Origin of the sequence: Vulcaniibacterium gelatinicum, assembly GCF_008033445.1 — a bacterium.
Taxonomy (GTDB): domain Bacteria; phylum Pseudomonadota; class Gammaproteobacteria; order Xanthomonadales; family Xanthomonadaceae; genus Vulcaniibacterium_B; species Vulcaniibacterium_B gelatinicum.
Genome location: NZ_VNKO01000025.1, coordinates 1 through 18,387 on the forward strand (window position 1 = coordinate 1; position 18,387 = coordinate 18,387).

The following is an 18,387-nucleotide window of genomic DNA, read 5'->3' on the forward strand; positions in this document are numbered from 1 at the left end:
GCCCAACTACCTGGGCTGGTTCCGGGCGCTGGAGCGGAACGCTCAAACGGGCGCAGGAGCCGCGTCATTGCTCAGGTTGGCCATGGCATGACCATCCCGTCCACAATCAACGCGAACAGCGCCTTTTTTTTAGCCGATGCGGACGCGCTCGCCGTCGCCGGCGCGCACCACCTGGCCGATCGCGCCGTGCGGCAGGCCCAGGCGCGCGAGGTCGGCGCTCACCGCGGCCACGTCGCCGGGCGCCAGCACCAGCACGAAGCCGACGCCGCAGTTGAAGGTGCGCCACATCTCCGGCATCGGCACCGCGCCTTCGCGCTGCAGCCAGTCGAACACCGGCGGCAGCACGATCGCCGAGGCCTCGATGTCCAGGCCGAGCCCGTCCGGGATCACCCGGATGATGTTCTCGGTCAGCCCGCCGCCGGTGATGTGCGCCATCGCGTGCAGGTCGTACCTCGACAGCAGCTCCAGCACCGGCTTGACGTACAGCCGGGTGGGCGCCATCAGCGCATCGATCAGCTTCACGCCGCCGAGGTCGAGCTCGGCGGGGCGGCCGGCGCGGTCGTAGATCCTGCGGATCAGCGAATAACCGTTGGAATGCGGGCCGCTGGAGGCGATGCCAAGCAGCACGTCGCCCTCACGCACCTTCGAGCCGTCGAGCAGCTTCGACTTCTCGACCGCCGCCACGCAGAAGCCGGCCAGGTCGTACTCGCCCGGCGGGTACATGTCGGGCATCTCCGCGGTCTCGCCGCCGATCAGGGCGCAGCCGGAGAGCTCGCAGCCGCGCGCGATGCCGCCGATCACCGCCACCGTGGTGTCCACGTCGAGCTTGCCGGTGGCGAAGTAGTCGAGGAAGAACAGCGGCTCGGCGCCCTGCACCAGCACGTCGTTGACGCACATGGCGACGAGATCGATGCCGATGGTGTCGTGGCGGTTCAGCTGCTGGGCGAGCTTGAGCTTGGTGCCCACGCCGTCGGTGCCGGAGACCAGCACCGGCTCGCGGTACTTGCCGGAAAGGTCGAACAGCGCGCCGAAGCCGCCCAGTCCGCCCATCACCTCCGGGCGGAAGCTGCGCCTGACCAGCGGCTTGATGCGTTCGACGACTTCGTTGCCCGCGTCGATGTCGACGCCGGCGTCGCGGTAGGTGAGCGGAGTGGGGGTGTTCACGCAGGATTCCGTCGGGGGGTGCCCGGCAGCGCGCGCGGTGCGCTGGAAGGGCCGGCATTTTAGCAGGGCGTGCCGGCCGGCATGGACGCGCTGCGGCGCCTGCGGCACCATGCGCGCGGATGAAGACAGGGACGATGGCATGCGCCAGCTGATCCGGATCGCGACCCTGCTCGCGTTGTGCCTGGCCGGCGCCGCGGCCTGGGCGCAGCGCGTGGAGGGCGAGATGGCCCGCGCGGAGGGCATGTACCAGGCGGAGGTGCCGGTCCGCAACCAGGGCGAGGCCGAGCGCCGCGCCGGCTTCGCGCGGGCGCTGGTGGAGGTGCTGACCCGGCTCTCCGGGGACCGCGGCGTCGCCGCGCGGCCTGGCGTGGCGCAGGAATTGCGCCGCGCCGAGGAGCTGGTGGAGGGCTACGACTACCGCCAGGACGAGGGCGTCTCGCCGAGCGGCGCGCCCACCTTCCGTACCCTGCTGGTGGTGCGCTTCGACCCGGCCGAGGTGGACGCGGTGGCCGCGCTGGTCGGCCTGCCGGTCTGGCCCGAGCCGCGCCCGAAGCCGGTGCTGTGGCTGGCGATTGACGACGGCCGCGGCCCGCGCCTGGTGGCGCTGCCGCAGCGCAACGCTGCGCGCGCGATCCTGGACCGTGCGGTCGAGCGCGGCTACCGCCTCGGCCTGCCGGCCGGCAGCGCCGCCGAGCAGGCCGCGGTGGGCGCGATCTGGCGCGGCGACGCGGCCGCAATCGCGCGCCTGTCGGCCCGCTACAGCCCGCCGATGCAGCTGATCGGCAAGCTCTACCGCGCCCCGGGCGGCGGCTGGGCCGCCGAGTGGCAGTTCGTGGACCAGGGCAAGGTGTTGGCGCGCTGGAGCACCAGCGATGCCGATGCCCGGCGGGCGATGGCGGCCGGCGCCGACGGTGCCGCCGATGCGCTGATCAAGCGCTATGCCAAGCCCGGCGTGCCGCCGAAGCTGGCCGCGCCTGGCCGCTACACGGTGCGCATCCAGGGCGTGGACGACGCCGAGGACTACCTGCGCCTGGCCGGCTGGCTGCAGGGCCAGGCGGTGGTGCGCGGGATCGTGCCGCGCGAGGCCGGGGCCGACGGCCTGCTGCTCGAACTGGACCTGGCCACCGGCGTGCAGGGCCTGCGCCGTGCCGCCACCCGCGACGAGGTGCTGGTGCCGGCCGAGGGCGAGGCCGAGCCGGCGCTGTTCTTCCTGCGCTGACCGACGAGGGGAACGAGGATGGAAGCGGGAAGCCCCGGCGCCTACCTGGCGCGACGCTGGCAGTGGCTGCTGATCGCGCTGGTCACCGGCTGGCTGCTGTGGCTGCTGGCGCCGATCCTCACCCCGTTCGTGCTCGCCGCGATGCTCGGCTGGCTCGGCGATCCGCTGGTGGACCGGCTGCAGAAATGGCGCCTGTCGCGTGCGCTCGCGGTCACCATCGTGTTCCTGGCCATGACCCTGGTGCTGGTGCTGGCGCTGCTGCTGCTGGTGCCGATGGTCGAGCGCCAGATCGTGGTCCTGATCGAATCGCTGCCGGCCTACCGCGACTGGTTCATCGGCACGGTGCTGCCGTGGATCGAGCGCAAGACCGGCTTCCAGCTGCTGGTCTGGCTCGACCCGGCGCGGATCTTCGAACTGATCCGCGACCACTGGGAGCGCGCCGGCGGCATCGCCACCACCATGCTCGGCTACCTCTCGCGTTCGGGCTTCGCCGTGATCGCGTGGCTGGCCAACATCGTGCTGATCCCGGTGCTCACGTTCTACTTCCTGCGCGACTGGGACCTGCTGGTCGAGCGCGTGGCCGCGCTGGTGCCGCGCGACCACATCGCCACCGTCAGCCGGCTCGCGCGCGAGGCGGACGAGGTGCTGGGCGCCTTCCTGCGCGGGCAGTTCATGGTGATGCTGGTGCTTGGCGCGCTGTACGCGCTCGGGCTGTGGGCGGTGGGGCTGGAGCTGGGCCTGCTGATCGGCCTGATCGCGGGGCTGGTCAGCTTCGTGCCGTACCTCGGCCCGACCACCGGCGTGGTGCTGGGGGTGATCGCGGCGCTGGTGCAGTTCGGCGACTGGGAACACGTGGCGCTGGTGCTGGGCGTGTTCGGCCTGGGCCAGGTGATCGAGAGCTACTGGCTGACGCCGAAGCTGGTCGGCGACCGGATCGGCCTGCATCCGGTGGCGGTGATCTTCGCGATCATGGCCGGCGGACAGCTGTTCGGCTTCCTCGGCGTGCTGCTGGCGCTGCCGGTGGCGGCAGTGGCGAACGTGCTGCTGCGCTACGCGCACGAGCGTTATCGGCACAGCCGGCTGTACGCCGGCGAGCGCGCGCCGGTGCTGCTGGACGAGTACGTGGACGCCGATCCGCCGGCCAGCGGCCCGCGGGAGGACGGCGAACGGCCGTGAGCACGCGTGACGGGGGCGGGCGGCAGCTGCCGCTGGCGCTGCGGTATCCGCCGGACCAGCGTTTCGAAACCTTCGTGGCCGCGCCCGAGGGGGCGCTGGCCCTGCTCGCGGCGCTGGCGCGCGGCGAAGTGCGCGAAGGCTGCTACCTGAGCGGGCCGGCCGGGGTCGGCAAGACCCACCTGGCGCTGGCGGCCTGCGCCGCGGCGGACGCGGCCGGTCGGCGCGCGGCCTACCTGCCGCTGGCGGCCGCGGCGGGCCGCGCGCGGGAGGCGCTGGAGGCGTTGCACGACCACGACCTGGTCGCCCTCGACGGGCTGGAGGCGATCGCCGGCCGGCGCGAGGACGAGGTGGCCCTGTTCGACTTCCACAACCGCGCCCGCGGCGCCGGCGCCGCGCTGCTGTACACCGCGCGCGCGGCGCCCGACGCGCTGTCGCTGACCCTGCCCGACCTGCGCTCGCGCCTGGCCCAGTGCGCGCGCATCGTGCTCGCCCCGCTCGACGACGCCGGCCGCCGCGCCGCGCTGCACGAACGCGCGCGCCGGCGCGGGCTGGTGATCGAGGAGGCGGCGATGGACTGGCTGCTGCGCCGGGTCGAGCGCGACCTGGCCAGCCTGACTGCGCTGCTCGACCGCCTCGACCGCGCCTCGCTCGCCGCGCAGCGGCGGGTGACGGTGCCGTTCCTGCGCGCGGTGCTGGGCGGGGAGTGAACCTCCGTTCTTCACGCGTCCTTGCGCGCGGGTTGGAATAGTCCGCATCCGCAGCGCCGGCTGCGATCCGGCGTGTTCAGCGATCCCTCGTCGCGCAAGGAGTACTGCATGAATCCGAAACTCACTTCGATCCTGGCCGCCGGCGCGCTGGTGCTCGCGGCCTGCACGTCCCCCACTGCCGAACAGAAGGCCGAGGAGGCCGCCGCCAAGGCGAAGGCTGCCGGCGAGGAGGCAAGACAGGCCGCCGAAGCCGCAGGCGATGCCGCTGCCGCCGGCGCCGAAGCCGCCGCCGCGCAGGCCGCGGCCGCCGCGGGCACCGCCGCCGCCGCGGCGGATGCTGCCGCCGACGACGTGCAGTCGGCTTACGAGGAAGGCAAGGCCAGCGGCGCCGAGGCGATCGGCGAGGCCGCGCAGAACGTCGCCGACAAGATGAAGCAGGAGGCGGCCGAGGCCAAGCAGACTGCCGAGGCCGAGCAGAAGGACTGAAAAGGGGTCAGAGTGCTTTTTCGCCGGGCGAAAAAGCACTCTGACCTCCTTTTCCCTCCAGCATGCGGTCGAGCTCGTCGAGCCGTTGCGGCGTGCCCACGTCGGTCCACGTGCCGCGGTGGTGTTCGCCGGTGACCGCGTCGCGGGCCATCGCCGCGCGCAGCAGCGGGGCCAGCTTGAAGCGCGGCGGGGTTTCGTCCGCGCCCGGAGCGTCGCCAATGATCCGCCGCCAGGGGTCGAACAGCGAGGGGCGGTAGAGGCCGATGCCGGCGAAGGTCAGGCGCGGCGCGCCGGCCTCGCGCACGCGGCCGCGGTCGAGGACGAAGTCGCCGTGCGGGTGCTGCGGCGGGTTGTCCACCAGCACCAGGTGCGCCTCGCCGGCGGGTTCGCGCGGCAGGCGGGCGAAGTCGTAGTCGGTCCAGATGTCGCCGTTGACCACCAGGAACGGCGCCCCGGGCGGATCGGCGAGCAGCGGCAGCGCGTTGAGGATGCCGCCGCCGGTTTCCAGCGGCACCGCGCCTTCGTAGATGTAGTGCAGGTGCAGGCCCCAGCGCGCGCCGTTGCCGAGCGCGGGCGGGAACTGCGCGGCCAGCCAGCTGGTGTTGACCACCACCTCGTGCACGCCGAGCGCGGCGAGCTTTTCCAGGTGCCAGACGATCAGCGGCTTGCCGCCGGCCGGCAGCAGCGGCTTGGGCGTGCGCTCGGTCAGCGGCCGCATGCGTTCGCCCAGGCCGGCGGCGAGGATCAGCGCGCGCATCGGCTCAGCCGTTCGGGATCTGGTCGCCGGTGCCGGCGGTCCAGTGCTCGTACATCGTCTCCGCCGGGCGTACCCGGGTCTCGATCAGCGCGCGCAGCGGATCGAGCTCGGGGTAGCGCGGCAGCACCGTGTCGAGGTAGCGGAAGAAGCGCGGCACGTCGGCCACGTACTTCGACTTGCGGTCGCGGTGGTGCAGGCGGGCGAAGATGCCGATCACCTTGAGGTGGCGCTGCACGCCGATCCAGTCGGCGTCGCGCAGGAAGCGCTCGCGCGGCGGCACCGGCAGGCCGGCGGCGGCGGCGCGGGCGTGGTAGCGCGCCAGCCATTCGGTCACGCGCTCCTCCGGCCAGCTCAGGAACGCGTCCTTGAACAGGCACAGCGGGTCGTAGGCGATCGGGCCGCGCACCGCGTCCTGGAAGTCGAGCACGGCCGGGCCGTCGGGCACCGGCATCAGGTTGCGCGGCATGAAGTCGCGGTGCACCAGCACCTGCGGCTGCGCCAGCGCGGCGTCGATCAGGCGGCGGTGCACCAGCTCGAGCCGTTCCAGGTCGTCGCAGTCGAGCACCAGCGCGAGGTGGTGGCCGAGGAACCACTCGTCGAACAGGCGCAGCTCGCGCGCGAGCAGGGCCTCGTCGTAGCGCGGCAGGTCGTCGGGGCAGGGGATCGCCTGCAGCTTCAGCAGCTGGCCGATCGCGGCGTCGAACAGCGCGTCGGCGTTGTCCTCGTGCAGGACGTGCAGGTACGTGTCGGGGCCGAGGTCCTCGAGCAGCAGGAAGCCGGCCTCGACGTCGCGGGCGAAGATTTTCGGCACGCGCACGCCGCCGGCTTCGAGCAGGGCGTGGATGCGCAGCCACGGGCGCACGTCCTCCAGCGCCGGCGGCGAGTCCATGACGATGCGGCTCGGGGCGATGCCGGTAGTGCGCCAGTAGCTGCGGAAGCCGGCGTCGGCCGAGGCGCGCACCAGGCCGAGCGCGGGCGCGCCGACGGCGGCGCGCGCCCAGGCCAGGCGCGCGGAGTCGCGGTCGGCGGCGGGAGCGGGACGGTCCATGCGCGATCCTGCGGGACGGGGCCCACAGGGTAGCCGGCCGCGCGTCGCGGGTGAATCACGGCGGCGGCCCCGCGACGGCGGCGTCGCGGGGCGATGCGACCACCGGGCTTCAGTTCGCCGGTGCGGTTTCCGCGGCGCCCTCGAGTGCGGCCAGCCAGGCGTCGTCGGAGCCGTCCTCGATGCCTTCGAACAGGAACGTGGACAGGTAGCGCTCGCCGGTGTCGGGCAGCATCGCCAGCAGCACCGAGCCTTCCGGCGCGCGCGCGGCCACTTGCAGCGCGGCGGCGACGGTGGCGCCGGCGGAGATGCCGACGAAGATGCCTTCCTCCGCGGCCAGCCGACGGGCGGTGTCGCGTGCCAGCACTTCGTCCACCGGCAGCACTTCATCGGCCACGTCGCGGTCGAGCACCGGCGGCACGAAGTCGGGCGTCCAGCCCTGGATCCGGTGCGGCTGCCAGGCGCGGCCCGACAGCAGCGCGGCGCCGGCCGGTTCGCTGGCGACGATCCGGATCTCCGGGCGCGCGAGCTTGAGCACCTGCCCGGCGCCGGTGAGCGTGCCGCCGGTGCCCCAGCCGGTGACGAAGTAGTCCAGGCGCTTGCCGGCGAAGTCGCGCAGGATCTCCGGGCCGGTGGTGCTGCGATGCCAGGCGGGGTTGGCTTCGTTCTCGAACTGGCGGGCGAGGAACCAGCCGTGCCTGCGCGCCAGTTCCTCGGCCCTGCGCACCATGCCGGTGCCGCGTTCGGCCGCGGGGGTCAGGATCACCTTCGCCCCGTAGGCGCGCATCAGCTTGCGCCGTTCCACCGAGAAGGTCTCGGTCATCACCGCCACGAACCGGTAGCCGCGCGCGGCGGCCACCATCGCCAGCGCCACGCCGGTGTTGCCGGAGGTGGCCTCGACGATGGTGTCGCCGGGCTTGAGCAGGCCGCGCCTCTCGGCGTCGAGCACGATCGCGAGCGCGAGCCGGTCCTTGACCGAACCGCCGGGATTGAACGACTCGACCTTGGCGTAGAGCGCGACGTGCCTGGGCGCGACGCGGTGCAGTTTGACGATCGGCGTGCCGCCGATGGTGTCGAGGATGCTGTCGTGGACGGTCATGGGGGGCTTCGGGAGGGTGCGATGCGGGAGGGAACGGAGCAGAAGGAGGATTCAGGCCGCCGCGGCCGGACGGGGCGGGGCGCCCAGCGGCGCGGCGCCGAACCAGTGCAGGCGCGCCGCCAGCGCGGCGACCTCGCCCAGGATCAGCAGCGCGGGCGCCTGCACGGCATGGGCGCACGCGGTGTGCGGCAGGTCGGCGAGGGTGCCGGTGACCACGCGCTGCTGCGGCAGCGAGCCGTTCTCGACCAGCGCGAACGGCGTGGCCGGGTCGCGGCCGTGCGCGATCAGCCGTTGCGCCAGCGTTTCCAGGCCGGTCACGCCCATGTACACCGCCAGCGTCTGCCGCTCCTGCGCCAGCGTGCGCCCGTCGAGCGCGTCGGCTGCATCGCGGGCATGGGCGGTGACCAGCCGCACCGAGTGCGCGTGCTCGCGGTGGGTGAGCGGCACGCCGGCGTAGGCGGCGCAGGCCAGCGCCGCGGTGACGCCGGGCACCACCTCGTAGGGGATGCCGTGCGCGCGCAGGAACTCCAGTTCCTCGCCGCCGCGGCCGAACACGAACGGATCGCCGCCCTTGAGCCGCACCACGCGCCGGCCGGCGCGCGCGTGCTCGAGCATCAGCGCGTGGATGCGCGCCTGGGTGGCGTGGTGGTCGCCGCCGACGGCCTTGCCGACCGCGATCCGCTCCGCGTCACGGCGCGCCAGCGCCAGCACCGCCTCGCTCACCAGGCGGTCGTGCAGGATCACGTCGGCCTGGTTGAGCACGCGCAGCGCGCGCAAGGTGAGCAGGCCGGGGTCGCCGGGCCCGGCGCCGACCAGGGCCACGCGGCCCTGCGCGCGTTGCGGCGCGTGCGCATCGAGCGTGGCGAGCAGCAGGCGTTCGGCGCCGGCATGCTCGCCGCGCCGCAGCAGGCCGGGGATCGTGCCCTCGAGCACGCGCTCGAAGAAACCGCGGCGCGCGGCCAGGTCGGGCAGGCGGGCGCGGATCCGGGCGCGATGCCGCGCGAGCAGGGTCGCGAGCGCGCCGAGCGAGTCGTCCAGCAGCGTTTCCAGCCGCTCGCGCAGGTGCCGCGCCAGCATCGGCGCGGTACCACCGCTGGAGATCGCGATCTGCAGCGGCCCGCGTTCGACCCGCGCCGGCACCTGGAAGGTGGAGGCCTGCGCGTCGTCCACGACGTTGGTCCAGATCCCGCGGGCGTCCGCCGCCGCGGCGGCGGCGCGGTTGACCGCCGCGTCGTCGGTGGCGGCGACCACGAGCCGGATTCCGTCGAGCCAGTCCGGGACGAAGCGGCCGGGCAGATGTTCGATCCGCTGCTGCGCCGCCAGCGCCGCCAGTTCCGGTTCCAGCGCCGGCGCGCCGACCCGCACCCGCGCCCCGGCCGCGAGCAGGGCCTGCGCCTTGCGCCGCGCGACCGCGCCGCCGCCGATCACGAGCACGGGGCGGTCGCGCAGGTCGAGGAACACGGGGAACAGCGGGGCGGACATCGTGGCGGCCGGGGAGGGACGGAGCCACGCTAGCGGCCTGCGTACACGCGCGGAAATGACCGCTGGCTGTGGCCTCATGCCGCGGACGCATCGGCGCTTGCTGGACAGGCCGAAAACCCGCTGGCTAGAGTCCCTCCATTCAGTTCGGAGGGCCTTTCCCCGGACGCCGCCCTCCGCTGCCGACGCCGCCATGACCCTGACCCAGCTGCGCTACTTCGTCGCGATCGTGGACGCGGGCTTCAACATCACCGCCGCGGCCGAGCGCGTGCACGCCACCCAGCCGGGCCTGTCCAAGCAGCTCAAGCAGCTGGAGGACGAGCTCGGCTTCCTGCTGTTCGTGCGCAAGGGCCGCAGCCTGGAAGGGCTGACCCCGGCCGGGGCGCAGGTGCTCGAGCACGCGCGCCGGTTGCTGGCCGAGGCCGCCAACATCCGCAGCCTGGCCGCCAACCAGCGCGGCGAGGCGCAGGGGCGGCTGCTGATCGCCACCACCCACACCCAGGCGCGGTTCGTGCTGCCGCCGGCGATCGCGCGGGTGAAGCAGGCCTACCCGCAGGTCAGCGTGCACCTGCAGCCGAGCGCCGATGCCGATGTGCTGCAGCTGCTGGCGCGCGGCGAGGCCGACGTGGCCCTGGTCAGCACCGCCGGCGAGACCCCGGGCGACGGCGTGGCGGTGCCGCTGTTCCGCTGGAAGCGGGTGGTGCTGGTGCCGAAGGGCCATCCGCTGGCCGCCGGCGCGCCGCCGACCCTGGCGCAACTGGCGCAGGTGCCGCTGGTCAGCTACGAGTCCTCGTTGCGCGCCGATTCCTCGCTGCGGCGCGCGTTCGCGGCGCAGGGGCTGGAGCCGCAGCTGGCGATGACCGCGCGCGACGCCGACCTGATCAAGACCTACGTGCGCACCGGCATCGGCGTGGGCCTGCTGGCGGAGATGGCGATGACTGCGGACGACGCCGAGGATCTGGTCGCGCGCCCGGCGCCGGAGGCGATCCCCGCCTGCATCGCCTGGGCGGTGCTGCCGCGCGAGCGCGTGCTGCGCGACTACACCCTCGAACTGCTGCTGGCGCTGGCGCCGCAGCTCGACCGCCACGACCTGCGCCGGACCGTCGCCGGCCACCAGGATCCGGTCTGGCCGGAAGCGCCGTGGTGGCGGGGTTAGGCGGCGCGGCCTTCGACCTCGTTCCAGAACTCGTGCAGGCCGCACTCGCGCTTGAGGCCGAAGAAGCGGGTGTCCTCCTCGCGCATGCCGGGCTCGAGCCGGCGCGTGCTGTGCACGTCGCCGATGGACACGTAGCCCTGGTGCCAGAGCGGGTGCCAGGGCAGGTCGTGGGCGTGCAGGTAGCGGCCGATGTCGCGGTCGCTCCAGTCGGCGAGCGGGTGCAGCTTCCAGCGGCCCTCGCGCAGTTCCAGGAATCCGATCGCGGCGCGGCTCGCCGACTGGCTGCGGCGCAGCCCCGCGATCCAGGTGCGCACGCCGAGCTCGCGCAACGCGCGCTGCATCGGTTCGATCTTGTGCACGCGGTGGTACTCGTCCAGCCCGGCCACGCCGAGCGCGGGCAGCGCGGCCACGCGCGAGGCGTCCCAGGCCCGGCGCGGGTCGGGGCGGTACACGTGCAGGTCGAGGGCGAGCCGCACGCGCAGCTCCTCGACGAAGCGATGGGTTTCCGGGAACAGGTAGCCGGTGTCCACCAGGATCACCGGGATGTCGGGCCGCTCGCGCGTGGTCAGGTGCAGCGCCACCGCGGCCTGCGCGCCGAAGCTCGACGACAGCGCATGTGCGCCGGCGAGGTTCGCCAGCGCCCAGGCCACGCGCTGCTGCGCGGTGCGCGTGGCCAGCCAGCGGTTGAGTTCGGCCAGGGCGCGCGGCGACTCCGCCGCGGCGACGGGATCGGGCGGGATCATGCGACGAGCTCCAGGCGCAGCGACCGGTCGGCGACGATGCCGGTGCGGACCAGGAAATCGCCGAAGCGCTCGCCCTCGCTGCATTCGGCGGCGTAGCGGGCGAGCAGCGGATCGAGCGCGGCCAGGATCGCGGCTTCGTCCACGTTCTCGCGGTACAGCGTGTTCAGGCGCTGGCCGCGGTGGTCGGCGCCGAGCATCAGGTTGTAGCGGCCGGGGGCCTTGCCCACCAGCGCCACCTCGCCCAGGTAGGGGCGCGAGCAGCCGTTCGGGCAGCCGCTGATGCGCAGGTGGATCGGCGCCTGGCGCAGGCCGTGGCGTTCGAGCAGGGCCTCGAAGCGGTCGAGGAACGCAGGCAGGTGGCGCTCGGCCTCGGCCATCGCCAGGCCGCAGGTGGGCAGTGCCACGCAGGCGAGCGCATCGAGCCGCGCGGGCGTGGCGCGCGCGTGCAGGTCGAGGCCGTGCGCGGCGGCCAGCATGTCCACGCGCGTGCGCAGCGCGGCCGGCACGTTGGCGAGCACCAGGTTCTGGTTCGGGGTGAGCCGGAACTGCGCGCCGTCCACGTCCAGCAGCGCGCGCGCGATCTCGCGCAGGCCGGTCTGGTGCGGCTGCTCGCGGTCCCACACCCGGCCGGCGGGGATGCGCAGGGTCAGGTGCACGCGGCCGTCCTCGCCCTCGGCCCAGCCGAAGCGGTCGCCGTTGTGCGCGAACGCGAACGGCCGCGCCGGTTCCAGCGCAAAGCCGGCGCGGCGCTCCACCTCGGCCCGGAACGCGGCCAGGCCACGGTCCTCGATCGTGTACTTCAGGCGCGCGCGCTTGCGCACGGCGCGGTTGCCCCAGTCGCGCTGGGTGGTCACCACCGCCTCGGCGAGCGCGATCGCCCGCTCCGGCGCGACGAAGCCGAGCACGTCGCCCAGGCGCGGGAACGTCTCCGGATCGCCATGGGTGGCGCCCATGCCGCCGCCGACGGCGACGTCGTAGCCGACCACCCGGCCGGCCTCGACGATGGCGATGAAGCCCAGGTCCTGGGCGAACACGTCCACGTCGTTCACTGGCGGGATCGCGAAGCCGATCTTGAACTTGCGCGGCAGGTAGGCCTGGCCGTAGACCGGCTCGGGCGTGTCCTCGCCGCCGGCGACCAGTGCCTCGTCCAGCCACAGCTCGTACCAGGCGCGGGTGCGCGGCAGCAGGTGCGCCGACAGTGCGGCGGCGAGCGCGTGCACTTCGGCATGCACGCCGGAGAGGTGCGGGTTGGCGCCGACCGCGACGTTGCGCACCACGTCGCCGCAGGCGGCGATGGTGTCCAGCAGCGCGGCATGGAGCGCCTGCATCGTGGTCTTCAGTTCGCGCTTGACCACGCCGTGGAACTGGATCGCCTGGCGGGTGGTGATGCGCAGGCCGCGCTCGGCGTAGGCCGTGGCGATCCCGTCCAGCCGCAGCCACTGCGCGGGCGTGAGCACGCCGCCCGGGGTGCGGGTGCGGACCATGAACTGGTACGCGGGCTCCAGCTTCTGCCGCCGGCGTTCCTCGCGCAGGTCGCGGTCGTCCTGTTGGTAGCTGCCGTGGTACTTGATCAGGGTCTGGTCGGCCTCGGCCAGCGCGCCGGTGACCGGGTCGGCGAGCGAGGCGCGCAGCGTGCCGCGCAGGCCGCGGCTGGTGCGCTTGATGTCTTCGACGGAGTGGCTGGCCATCAGTACACGTCCCGGGCGTAGCGGCCCTGCCGTTGCAGGGCGTCGAGGTAGTCGGCGGCGTCCTCCGCACTGCGGCCGCCGTGCTCGGCGACCAGCGCCAGCAGCGCGGCGTGCACGTCGCGGCCCATGCGCGTGGCGCCGCACACGTACAGGTGCGCGCCGTTCTCGAGCCAGGCGTACAGCGTGCGGCCATGCTCGCGCAGGCGGTGCTGCACGTAGTGTTTCTCGGCCTGGTCACGCGAGAAGGCGAGGTCGAGCCGGTGCAGGCGGCCCTCGCGCAGCGCCTGCTGCCATTCGAGCTGGTAGAGGAAGTCGGTGCGGAAGCGTGGGTTGCCGAACAACAGCCAATGGCGTCCGCGTGCGCCGGCCACGGCGCGCTCCTGGACGAAGCCGCGGAACGGAGCGACGCCGGTGCCGGCGCCGATCATGACGATGGCGCGGTCGGGGTCGCGCGGCAGGCGGAAGCGTTCGTTGCGTTCGACGAACACCGGCAGCGTCGCCCCCTCCTCCTGCACGGCGAGGAAGTGCGAGGCCACGCCGAAGCGCGCCTCGCCCGCGCGCTCCCAGGCCGCGTGCGCGACGGTCAGGTGCGCCTCCTCGCCGACCGCGCGCATGCTCGAGGCGATCGAGTACAGCCGCGGCGTCAGCGGCCGCAGCGCGGCCACCAGCGCCGCGGCATCGAACAGGCCGGGCCGGCCGCGCACCAGGTCGAGCACCTGCCGGCCCTCGAGCCAGTGGGCGAACGCCTGCGCGCGTTCGGGCGCGAGCAGGGCGGCCAGCGCCGCCTCGCCGCTGCGCTCGGCCACGGCGGCGACGAACGGCCGCGCCAGCCGGGTCAGCTCGCGGCGCTGGCCGAGCCACTCGCGCAGCGGCAGCGTTTCCCCGTCGTGGCGCACCGGCGCATCGCCGTCCAGGGCCAGGGCCTGGAGCACCGCGGCGACCAGCGCGGGGTCGTTGCGCGGCCACACCCCGAGCGCATCGCCCGGTTCGTAGCGCAGGCCGGAACCGGCGAGCGAAAGCTCGAGGTGGCGCACGTCGCGGTCCGAGCCGCGTCCGGTGATGCGCTGGTTGACCAGCAGCTCGGCCGCGAACGGACGCTCGCGCGAGCACACCGGGGCCTGCACCGCGGGCGCGGGCGGCCGCAGCGGCGTCACCGTGGCCAGCGCCGGTTGCGGACGCAGCGCCTCGCGTGCTTCGGCCAGGGCGCGTTCCAGCCACGGCGTGGCCACGGACGCGATGTCCAGGTCGGCATCGCCGCGCGGCAGCCAGCGGCTGGCGCCGAGCGCCTCCAGGCGCGCGTCGAGCAGGCGGCCGATCGCGCAGAACTGCGGGTAGCTCGAATCGCCCAGCCCCAGCACCGCGTAGCGCAGTTGCGGCAGGCGCGGCGCACGCCGGCCCTGCAGGAATTCGACGAACCCGCGTGCGTCGTCCGGCGGCTCGCCGTCGCCCTGGGTGCTGATCACCACGATCAGGTGGCGCTCGTCCGCCAGCTCGCGCAGCGGGTAGGCGTCGGCGCGCAGCACGCGCACGGGCAGGCCCGCCTCGCGCATGCGCGCGGCCAGGCCCTCGGCCAGGCGCTGGGCGTTGCCGGTCTGGCTGCCGAACACGATGCTGAGCGGCGTGGCGGCCTGCGCGGCCGCTGCCGGCGCCGCTTCCTGTGCGGCCGGGGCGGGGCTCGACGCCGCCACGCTGCGCGCCAGGCCGGCCGTGTAGCCCGACAGCCACCACAGCGCGGCCGCGTCCAGGCCCTCGGTCAGGCACAGCAGCTGCGCCTGACGGTTCTCGGTCAGCGGCAGGGGCGTGACGGGCAGGGCGGGGGCGGCGGACATGGCCGGCACGGTACGTCCGCGCGCGGCGCGCACGGAAAGGAGGCGTGCGCATACGCTTATGCCCGGCGCATGCTTGGCCGCGGCGGGACCGCCGCCGATACTGCGCGGCCAACCCTGCGAGGCGCCGATGGAGCTGCCGACCGAATTCCTGCTGTACATGCTGGCCGGGTTCGCCGCCCAGCTCGTGGACGGCGCGCTCGGCATGGCCTACGGCGTCACCGCGTCCAGCCTGCTGCTGGGCCTGGGCCTGCCGCCGGCGGTGACCAGCGCCACCGTGCACACCGCCGAGTGCTTCACCACCGGCGCCTCGGCGATCTCGCACCACGCCTTCGGCAACATCGACCGGCAACTGTTCCGGCGCCTGCTCCTGCCCGGCGTGCTCGGCGCGGCCGCGGGCGCGTACCTGCTGACGAGCCTCGACGGCGCCGCGCTGCGGCCGTGGATCGCCGGCTACCTGGTGCTGATGGGCGTGGTGATCGTGCTCAAGGCCTTCCGCCAGGTGCCGCCGCGGCAGGTGGTCTCGCACGTGACCCCACTCGGTTTCATCGGCGCCTTCCTGGACGCGATCGGCGGCGGCGGCTGGGGGCCGATCGTGGCCAGCAACCTGCTCGCGCGCGGCAATCCGCTGCGGCTGACCGTCGGCAGCGTGAACGCGGTGGAGTTCTTCGTCACCCTCACCGCGTCGCTGACCTTCCTGCTGACGCTGGGGCTGGGCTACTGGAAGATCGTGGCCGCGCTCGCCCTCGGCGGCCTGTTCGCGGCCCCGTTCGGCGCCTGGCTGGTCCGGCACGTCAACCCGCGGCCGATGATGTGCCTGGTCGGGCTGGTGGTCGTGGGCCTCGGCGCCTACACGATCGGCCGCCATTTCGGCCAGTTTTGAGCAGGCGCCGCCGATGGGGCAGGATTCCCGCATTCCCGTCCGTTCCCGACCGATGTCCCTCCCGTCCCTGAGCCATCTCGACCGCCTGGAGGCCGAGAGCATCCACATCCTGCGCGAGGTCGCGGCCGAGTTCCGCAACCCCGTGCTGCTGTACTCGATCGGCAAGGACAGTTCGGTGCTGCTGCACCTGCTGCTCAAGGCGTTCGCGCCCGCGCGGCCGCCGATCCCGCTGCTGCACGTGGACACCGGCTGGAAGTTCCGCGAGATGATCGCCTTCCGCGACCGGCGCGCCGCCGAGACCGGCGTGCAGTTGCACGTGCACACCAACCCGGACGGCCTGGCCCAGGGCATCAACCCGATCACCCACGGCGCCACCGTCCACACCGACGTGATGAAGACCCAGGCGCTGAAGCAGGCGCTGGACAAGTTCGGGTTCGACGCCGCGATCGGCGGCGCGCGCCGCGACGAGGAGAAGTCGCGCGCCAAGGAGCGGGTGTTTTCGTTCCGCAACGCGCAGCACCGCTGGGACCCCAAGGCCCAGCGCCCCGAGCTGTGGAACCTGTACAACACCCGCATCCGCCAGGGCGAGAGCGTGCGCGTGTTCCCGCTGTCGAACTGGACCGAGCTCGACGTGTGGCTGTACATCTACCGCGAGCGCATCCCGGTGCCCTCGCTGTACTTCGCCGCCGAGCGCCCGGTGGTCGAACGCGACGGCGCGCTGATCCTGGTGGACGACGAGCGCCTGCCGCTGCGCCCGGGCGAGGTGCCGATGCGCAGGAAGGTGCGGTTCCGCACCCTCGGCTGCTACCCGCTGACCGGCGCGATCGAGTCCGAGGCCGACACGCTCGAGAAGGTGATCGCCGAGATGCTGGTGGCCACCACTTCCGAGCGGCAGGGACGGGTGATCGACCACGACCCGTCGGCGTCCATGGAGAAGAAGAAGCTGGAGGGGTACTTCTGATGGGCGGGCCTCCCACCGACCTCGCCGCGTACCTGGCCGAGTACGAGCACAAGGACCTGCTGCGCTTCATCACCTGCGGCAGCGTGGACGACGGCAAGAGCACCCTGATCGGGCGCCTGCTGTACGAGAGCAAGGCGCTGTTCGCCGACCAGCTGTCCGCGCTCGAGGCCGACAGCCGCCGCCACGGCACCCAGGGCGCGGAGATGGACTTCGCCCTGCTGCTCGACGGCCTGTCGGCCGAACGCGAGCAGGGCATCACCATCGACGTGGCCTACCGCTTCTTCGGCACCGACAAGCGGCGCTTCATCGTCGCCGACTGCCCGGGCCACGAGCAGTACACCCGCAACATGGCCACCGGCGCCTCCACCGCGGACCTGGCGGTGGTGCTGGTGGACGCGCGCAAGGGCGTGCTCGACCAGACCCGCCGCCACAGCTATATCGTCTCCCTGCTCGGCATCCGCCACGTGCTGCTGGCGGTCAACAAGATGGACCTGGTCGGCTACGACCAGGCCACGTTCGAGCGGATCGCGGGCGAGTACCGCGCGCTGGCGGCGCAGCTCGGCATCCCGCACGTGCACTGCCTGCCGCTGTCGGCGCTGCGCGGCGACAACCTCACCGTACGTTCGGCGGCGATGCCGTGGTACGAGGGCCCGAGCCTGCTCGAGCACCTGGAGACGGTGCAGGTCGGGCGCGACGGGCCGGAGGCCGGCTTGCGGCTGCCGGTGCAATGGGTGAATCGCCCGCACCAGGACTTCCGCGGCTTCGCCGGCACCATCGCCGCCGGCAGCGTGCGTCCGGGCGACGCCGTGGTGGTGCTGCCTTCGGGGCGGCGGACCACGGTCGCGCGCGTGCTCGGCCCCGACGGCGAACTCGCCGTCGCCGTCGCCGGGCAGGCGGTGACGCTCACCCTCGCCGACGAAGTGGACGTCAGCCGCGGCGACGTGATCGCGGCCGCGGCCGCGCCGCCGCAGGTCGCCGACCAGTTCGCCGCGCACCTGCTGTGGATGGACGACCAGCCGATGCTGCCCGGGCGTCCGTACTGGATCAGGCTCGGCACCGCTACCGCGGTGGCCACCATCACCGAACTCAAGCACCGGGTGGACGTGCACACCCGCGCCCCGCTCGCCGCCAAGCACCTGGAGCTGAACGAGGTCGGCTACTGCAACCTCAGTCTGGATCGTCCGCTCGCGTTCGAGCCCTATGCCGCCAACCGCGCGCTCGGCGGTTTCATCCTGATCGACCGCCTGACCAACGCCACCGTCGGCGCCGGCACCCTCGACTTCGCGCTGCGCCGCGCCGGCAACATCCACTGGCAGCACCTGGACGTGGACAAGGCCGCGCGCGCCCGGATCAAGCGCCAGACGCCGCGCTGCGTGTGGTTCACCGGCCTGTCCGGCGCCGGCAAGTCCACCATCGCCAACCTGGTGGAGAAGCGCCTGCACGCGCTCGGCCTGCACACCTACACGCTCGACGGCGACAACGTGCGCCACGGCCTCAACCGTGACCTGGGCTTCACCGACGAGGACCGGGTCGAGAACCTGCGCCGCGTGGCCGAGGTGGCCAAATTGATGGTGGATGCCGGCCTGATCGTGCTGGTCAGCTTCATCTCGCCGTTCCGCGCCGAGCGGCGCGCGGCGCGGGCGTTGTTCGAGCCGGGCGAGTTCGTGGAGGTGTTCGTGGACACCCCGCTCGAGGAGGCGGAGCGGCGCGACACGAAGGGGCTGTACGCCAAGGCGCGGCGCGGCGAACTGCCGCACTTCACCGGCATCGATTCCCCGTACGAGCCGCCGGAAGCGCCGGAGCTGCATCTGGACACCACCGCTGCCCCAGCCGAGGAGCTGGCCGAGCGGGTGATCGCGCGCCTGGTCCACGACTGAGCAACTGTCTTGATCAGGCCATGGCGGGAGCCCCTGCCATGGCGTCCCGCATGCGTGCATTGAGGATGACCAGCATCTTCCGCATGACGGCGACGATGGCGACCTTTCCAGCCTTTCCGCG

At 73.4% G+C, this 18,387-nt stretch carries 16 protein-coding genes and 1 pseudogene; 8 read left to right on the forward strand and 9 right to left on the reverse strand.

The annotated features are described in order from the left end of the window. Positions 1-129: 129 nt before the first annotated feature. A complete protein-coding gene (purM, locus tag FPV26_RS12075; RefSeq protein ID WP_246109285.1) occupies positions 130-1,164 on the reverse strand; it encodes a phosphoribosylformylglycinamidine cyclo-ligase in 1,035 nt (344 codons plus the stop codon). A 139-nt stretch (positions 1,165-1,303) separates the two neighbouring features. Between purM and FPV26_RS12080 the strand changes: the two genes are divergently transcribed. The 4 genes from FPV26_RS12080 (at position 1,304) to FPV26_RS12710 (ending at position 4,752) form a co-directional block, all read left to right on the forward strand. Then, positions 1,304-2,383 carry a DUF2066 domain-containing protein gene (locus tag FPV26_RS12080; RefSeq protein ID WP_147654134.1) on the forward strand — a complete coding sequence of 360 codons (1,080 nt, stop codon included), beginning with the start codon at positions 1,304-1,306 and terminating at the stop codon, positions 2,381-2,383. Positions 2,384-2,401: 18 nt separating this feature from the next. Beyond that, positions 2,402-3,559: an AI-2E family transporter gene (locus tag FPV26_RS12775; protein WP_220429098.1), complete on the forward strand. Its 1,158-nt coding sequence runs from the start codon at positions 2,402-2,404 to the stop codon at positions 3,557-3,559. Beyond that, the gene (hda, locus tag FPV26_RS12780) at positions 3,556-4,266 is read left to right on the forward strand and encodes a DnaA regulatory inactivator Hda (protein ID WP_246109286.1); all 711 of its coding nucleotides are present in this window, start codon (positions 3,556-3,558) and stop codon (positions 4,264-4,266) included. The genes FPV26_RS12775 and hda overlap by 4 nt, the downstream gene beginning before the upstream one ends. A gap of 108 nt (positions 4,267-4,374) precedes the next feature. Then, the gene (locus FPV26_RS12710) at positions 4,375-4,752 is read left to right on the forward strand and encodes a hypothetical protein (RefSeq protein WP_181952658.1); all 378 of its coding nucleotides are present in this window, start codon (positions 4,375-4,377) and stop codon (positions 4,750-4,752) included. 7 nt (positions 4,753-4,759) lie between these two features. On the opposite strand, the gene murU is transcribed toward FPV26_RS12710, so the two are convergent. From murU to cysG, 4 genes are all read right to left on the reverse strand, one after another. Beyond that, positions 4,760-5,509, reverse strand: coding sequence for an N-acetylmuramate alpha-1-phosphate uridylyltransferase MurU (gene murU, locus FPV26_RS12095; RefSeq protein ID WP_147654135.1), 750 nt, complete (start codon positions 5,507-5,509; stop codon positions 4,760-4,762). Between the two features lie 4 nt (positions 5,510-5,513). After that, complete coding sequence (locus FPV26_RS12100) at positions 5,514-6,557, reverse strand: aminoglycoside phosphotransferase family protein (RefSeq protein ID WP_147654136.1); 1,044 nt, start codon at positions 6,555-6,557, stop codon at positions 5,514-5,516. A 109-nt stretch (positions 6,558-6,666) separates the two neighbouring features. Next, the gene (cysK, locus tag FPV26_RS12105) at positions 6,667-7,653 is read right to left on the reverse strand and encodes a cysteine synthase A (RefSeq protein WP_147654137.1); all 987 of its coding nucleotides are present in this window, start codon (positions 7,651-7,653) and stop codon (positions 6,667-6,669) included. Positions 7,654-7,704: 51 nt separating this feature from the next. Beyond that, positions 7,705-9,135 carry a siroheme synthase CysG gene (cysG, locus tag FPV26_RS12110; protein WP_147654138.1) on the reverse strand — a complete coding sequence of 477 codons (1,431 nt, stop codon included), beginning with the start codon at positions 9,133-9,135 and terminating at the stop codon, positions 7,705-7,707. A gap of 190 nt (positions 9,136-9,325) precedes the next feature. Here cysG and FPV26_RS12115 point away from each other — a divergent pair, with 190 nt between their 5' ends. Next, a complete protein-coding gene (locus FPV26_RS12115; protein ID WP_147654139.1) occupies positions 9,326-10,288 on the forward strand; it encodes a LysR family transcriptional regulator in 963 nt (320 codons plus the stop codon). Here the strand turns inward: FPV26_RS12115 and FPV26_RS12120 are convergent. The 3 genes from FPV26_RS12120 to FPV26_RS12130 are packed head-to-tail and all read right to left on the reverse strand — an operon-like array spanning position 10,285 to position 14,548. Next, positions 10,285-11,031 carry a phosphoadenylyl-sulfate reductase gene (locus FPV26_RS12120; RefSeq protein ID WP_147654140.1) on the reverse strand — a complete coding sequence of 249 codons (747 nt, stop codon included), beginning with the start codon at positions 11,029-11,031 and terminating at the stop codon, positions 10,285-10,287. The two genes, FPV26_RS12115 and FPV26_RS12120, sit on opposite strands and share 4 nt — an antisense overlap. Next, complete coding sequence (cysI, locus tag FPV26_RS12125) at positions 11,028-12,719, reverse strand: assimilatory sulfite reductase (NADPH) hemoprotein subunit (RefSeq protein WP_147654141.1); 1,692 nt, start codon at positions 12,717-12,719, stop codon at positions 11,028-11,030. The genes FPV26_RS12120 and cysI overlap by 4 nt, the downstream gene beginning before the upstream one ends. Then, positions 12,719-14,548, reverse strand: coding sequence for an assimilatory sulfite reductase (NADPH) flavoprotein subunit (locus tag FPV26_RS12130; protein ID WP_147654142.1), 1,830 nt, complete (start codon positions 14,546-14,548; stop codon positions 12,719-12,721). The genes cysI and FPV26_RS12130 overlap by 1 nt, the downstream gene beginning before the upstream one ends. 127 nt (positions 14,549-14,675) lie before the next feature. Between FPV26_RS12130 and FPV26_RS12135 the strand changes: the two genes are divergently transcribed. Genes FPV26_RS12135 through cysN form a run of 3 tightly spaced genes read left to right on the forward strand, consistent with a single transcriptional unit; the run spans position 14,676 to position 18,266 of the window. After that, positions 14,676-15,428 (forward strand): sulfite exporter TauE/SafE family protein, encoded by a 753-nt coding sequence (locus FPV26_RS12135; protein WP_147654143.1) that lies wholly within the window; start codon positions 14,676-14,678, stop codon positions 15,426-15,428. Positions 15,429-15,480: 52 nt separating this feature from the next. Continuing rightward, on the forward strand, positions 15,481-16,389 hold the full coding sequence (gene cysD, locus FPV26_RS12140) for a sulfate adenylyltransferase subunit CysD (RefSeq protein ID WP_147654144.1): 909 nt from the start codon (positions 15,481-15,483) through the stop codon (positions 16,387-16,389). After that, positions 16,389-18,266 (forward strand): sulfate adenylyltransferase subunit CysN, encoded by a 1,878-nt coding sequence (cysN, locus tag FPV26_RS12145; protein ID WP_147654145.1) that lies wholly within the window; start codon positions 16,389-16,391, stop codon positions 18,264-18,266. The genes cysD and cysN overlap by 1 nt, the downstream gene beginning before the upstream one ends. 13 nt (positions 18,267-18,279) lie before the next feature. Here the strand turns inward: cysN and FPV26_RS12150 are convergent. After that, positions 18,280-18,387, reverse strand: a pseudogene (locus FPV26_RS12150) (IS110-like element ISAli16 family transposase); the annotation flags it as partial.

What these genes read in the sequence shown, in the direction of transcription:
- cysI (WP_147654141.1), bottom strand. Translation starts at nt 12,719, where the DNA reads ATGGCCAGCCACTCCGTCGAAGACATCAAGCGCACCAGCCGCGGCCTG.
- FPV26_RS12115 (WP_147654139.1), top strand. Translation starts at nt 9,326, where the DNA reads ATGACCCTGACCCAGCTGCGCTACTTCGTCGCGATCGTGGACGCGGGC.
- cysG (WP_147654138.1), bottom strand. Translation starts at nt 9,135, where the DNA reads ATGTCCGCCCCGCTGTTCCCCGTGTTCCTCGACCTGCGCGACCGCCCC.
- FPV26_RS12710 (WP_181952658.1), top strand. Translation starts at nt 4,375, where the DNA reads ATGAATCCGAAACTCACTTCGATCCTGGCCGCCGGCGCGCTGGTGCTC.
- FPV26_RS12130 (WP_147654142.1), bottom strand. Translation starts at nt 14,548, where the DNA reads ATGTCCGCCGCCCCCGCCCTGCCCGTCACGCCCCTGCCGCTGACCGAG.
- FPV26_RS12120 (WP_147654140.1), bottom strand. Translation starts at nt 11,031, where the DNA reads ATGATCCCGCCCGATCCCGTCGCCGCGGCGGAGTCGCCGCGCGCCCTG.
- cysD (WP_147654144.1), top strand. Translation starts at nt 15,481, where the DNA reads ATGTCCCTCCCGTCCCTGAGCCATCTCGACCGCCTGGAGGCCGAGAGC.
- murU (WP_147654135.1), bottom strand. Translation starts at nt 5,509, where the DNA reads ATGCGCGCGCTGATCCTCGCCGCCGGCCTGGGCGAACGCATGCGGCCG.
- cysN (WP_147654145.1), top strand. Translation starts at nt 16,389, where the DNA reads ATGGGCGGGCCTCCCACCGACCTCGCCGCGTACCTGGCCGAGTACGAG.
- FPV26_RS12100 (WP_147654136.1), bottom strand. Translation starts at nt 6,557, where the DNA reads ATGGACCGTCCCGCTCCCGCCGCCGACCGCGACTCCGCGCGCCTGGCC.
- FPV26_RS12775 (WP_220429098.1), top strand. Translation starts at nt 2,402, where the DNA reads ATGGAAGCGGGAAGCCCCGGCGCCTACCTGGCGCGACGCTGGCAGTGG.
- FPV26_RS12135 (WP_147654143.1), top strand. Translation starts at nt 14,676, where the DNA reads ATGGAGCTGCCGACCGAATTCCTGCTGTACATGCTGGCCGGGTTCGCC.
- cysK (WP_147654137.1), bottom strand. Translation starts at nt 7,653, where the DNA reads ATGACCGTCCACGACAGCATCCTCGACACCATCGGCGGCACGCCGATC.
- FPV26_RS12080 (WP_147654134.1), top strand. Translation starts at nt 1,304, where the DNA reads ATGCGCCAGCTGATCCGGATCGCGACCCTGCTCGCGTTGTGCCTGGCC.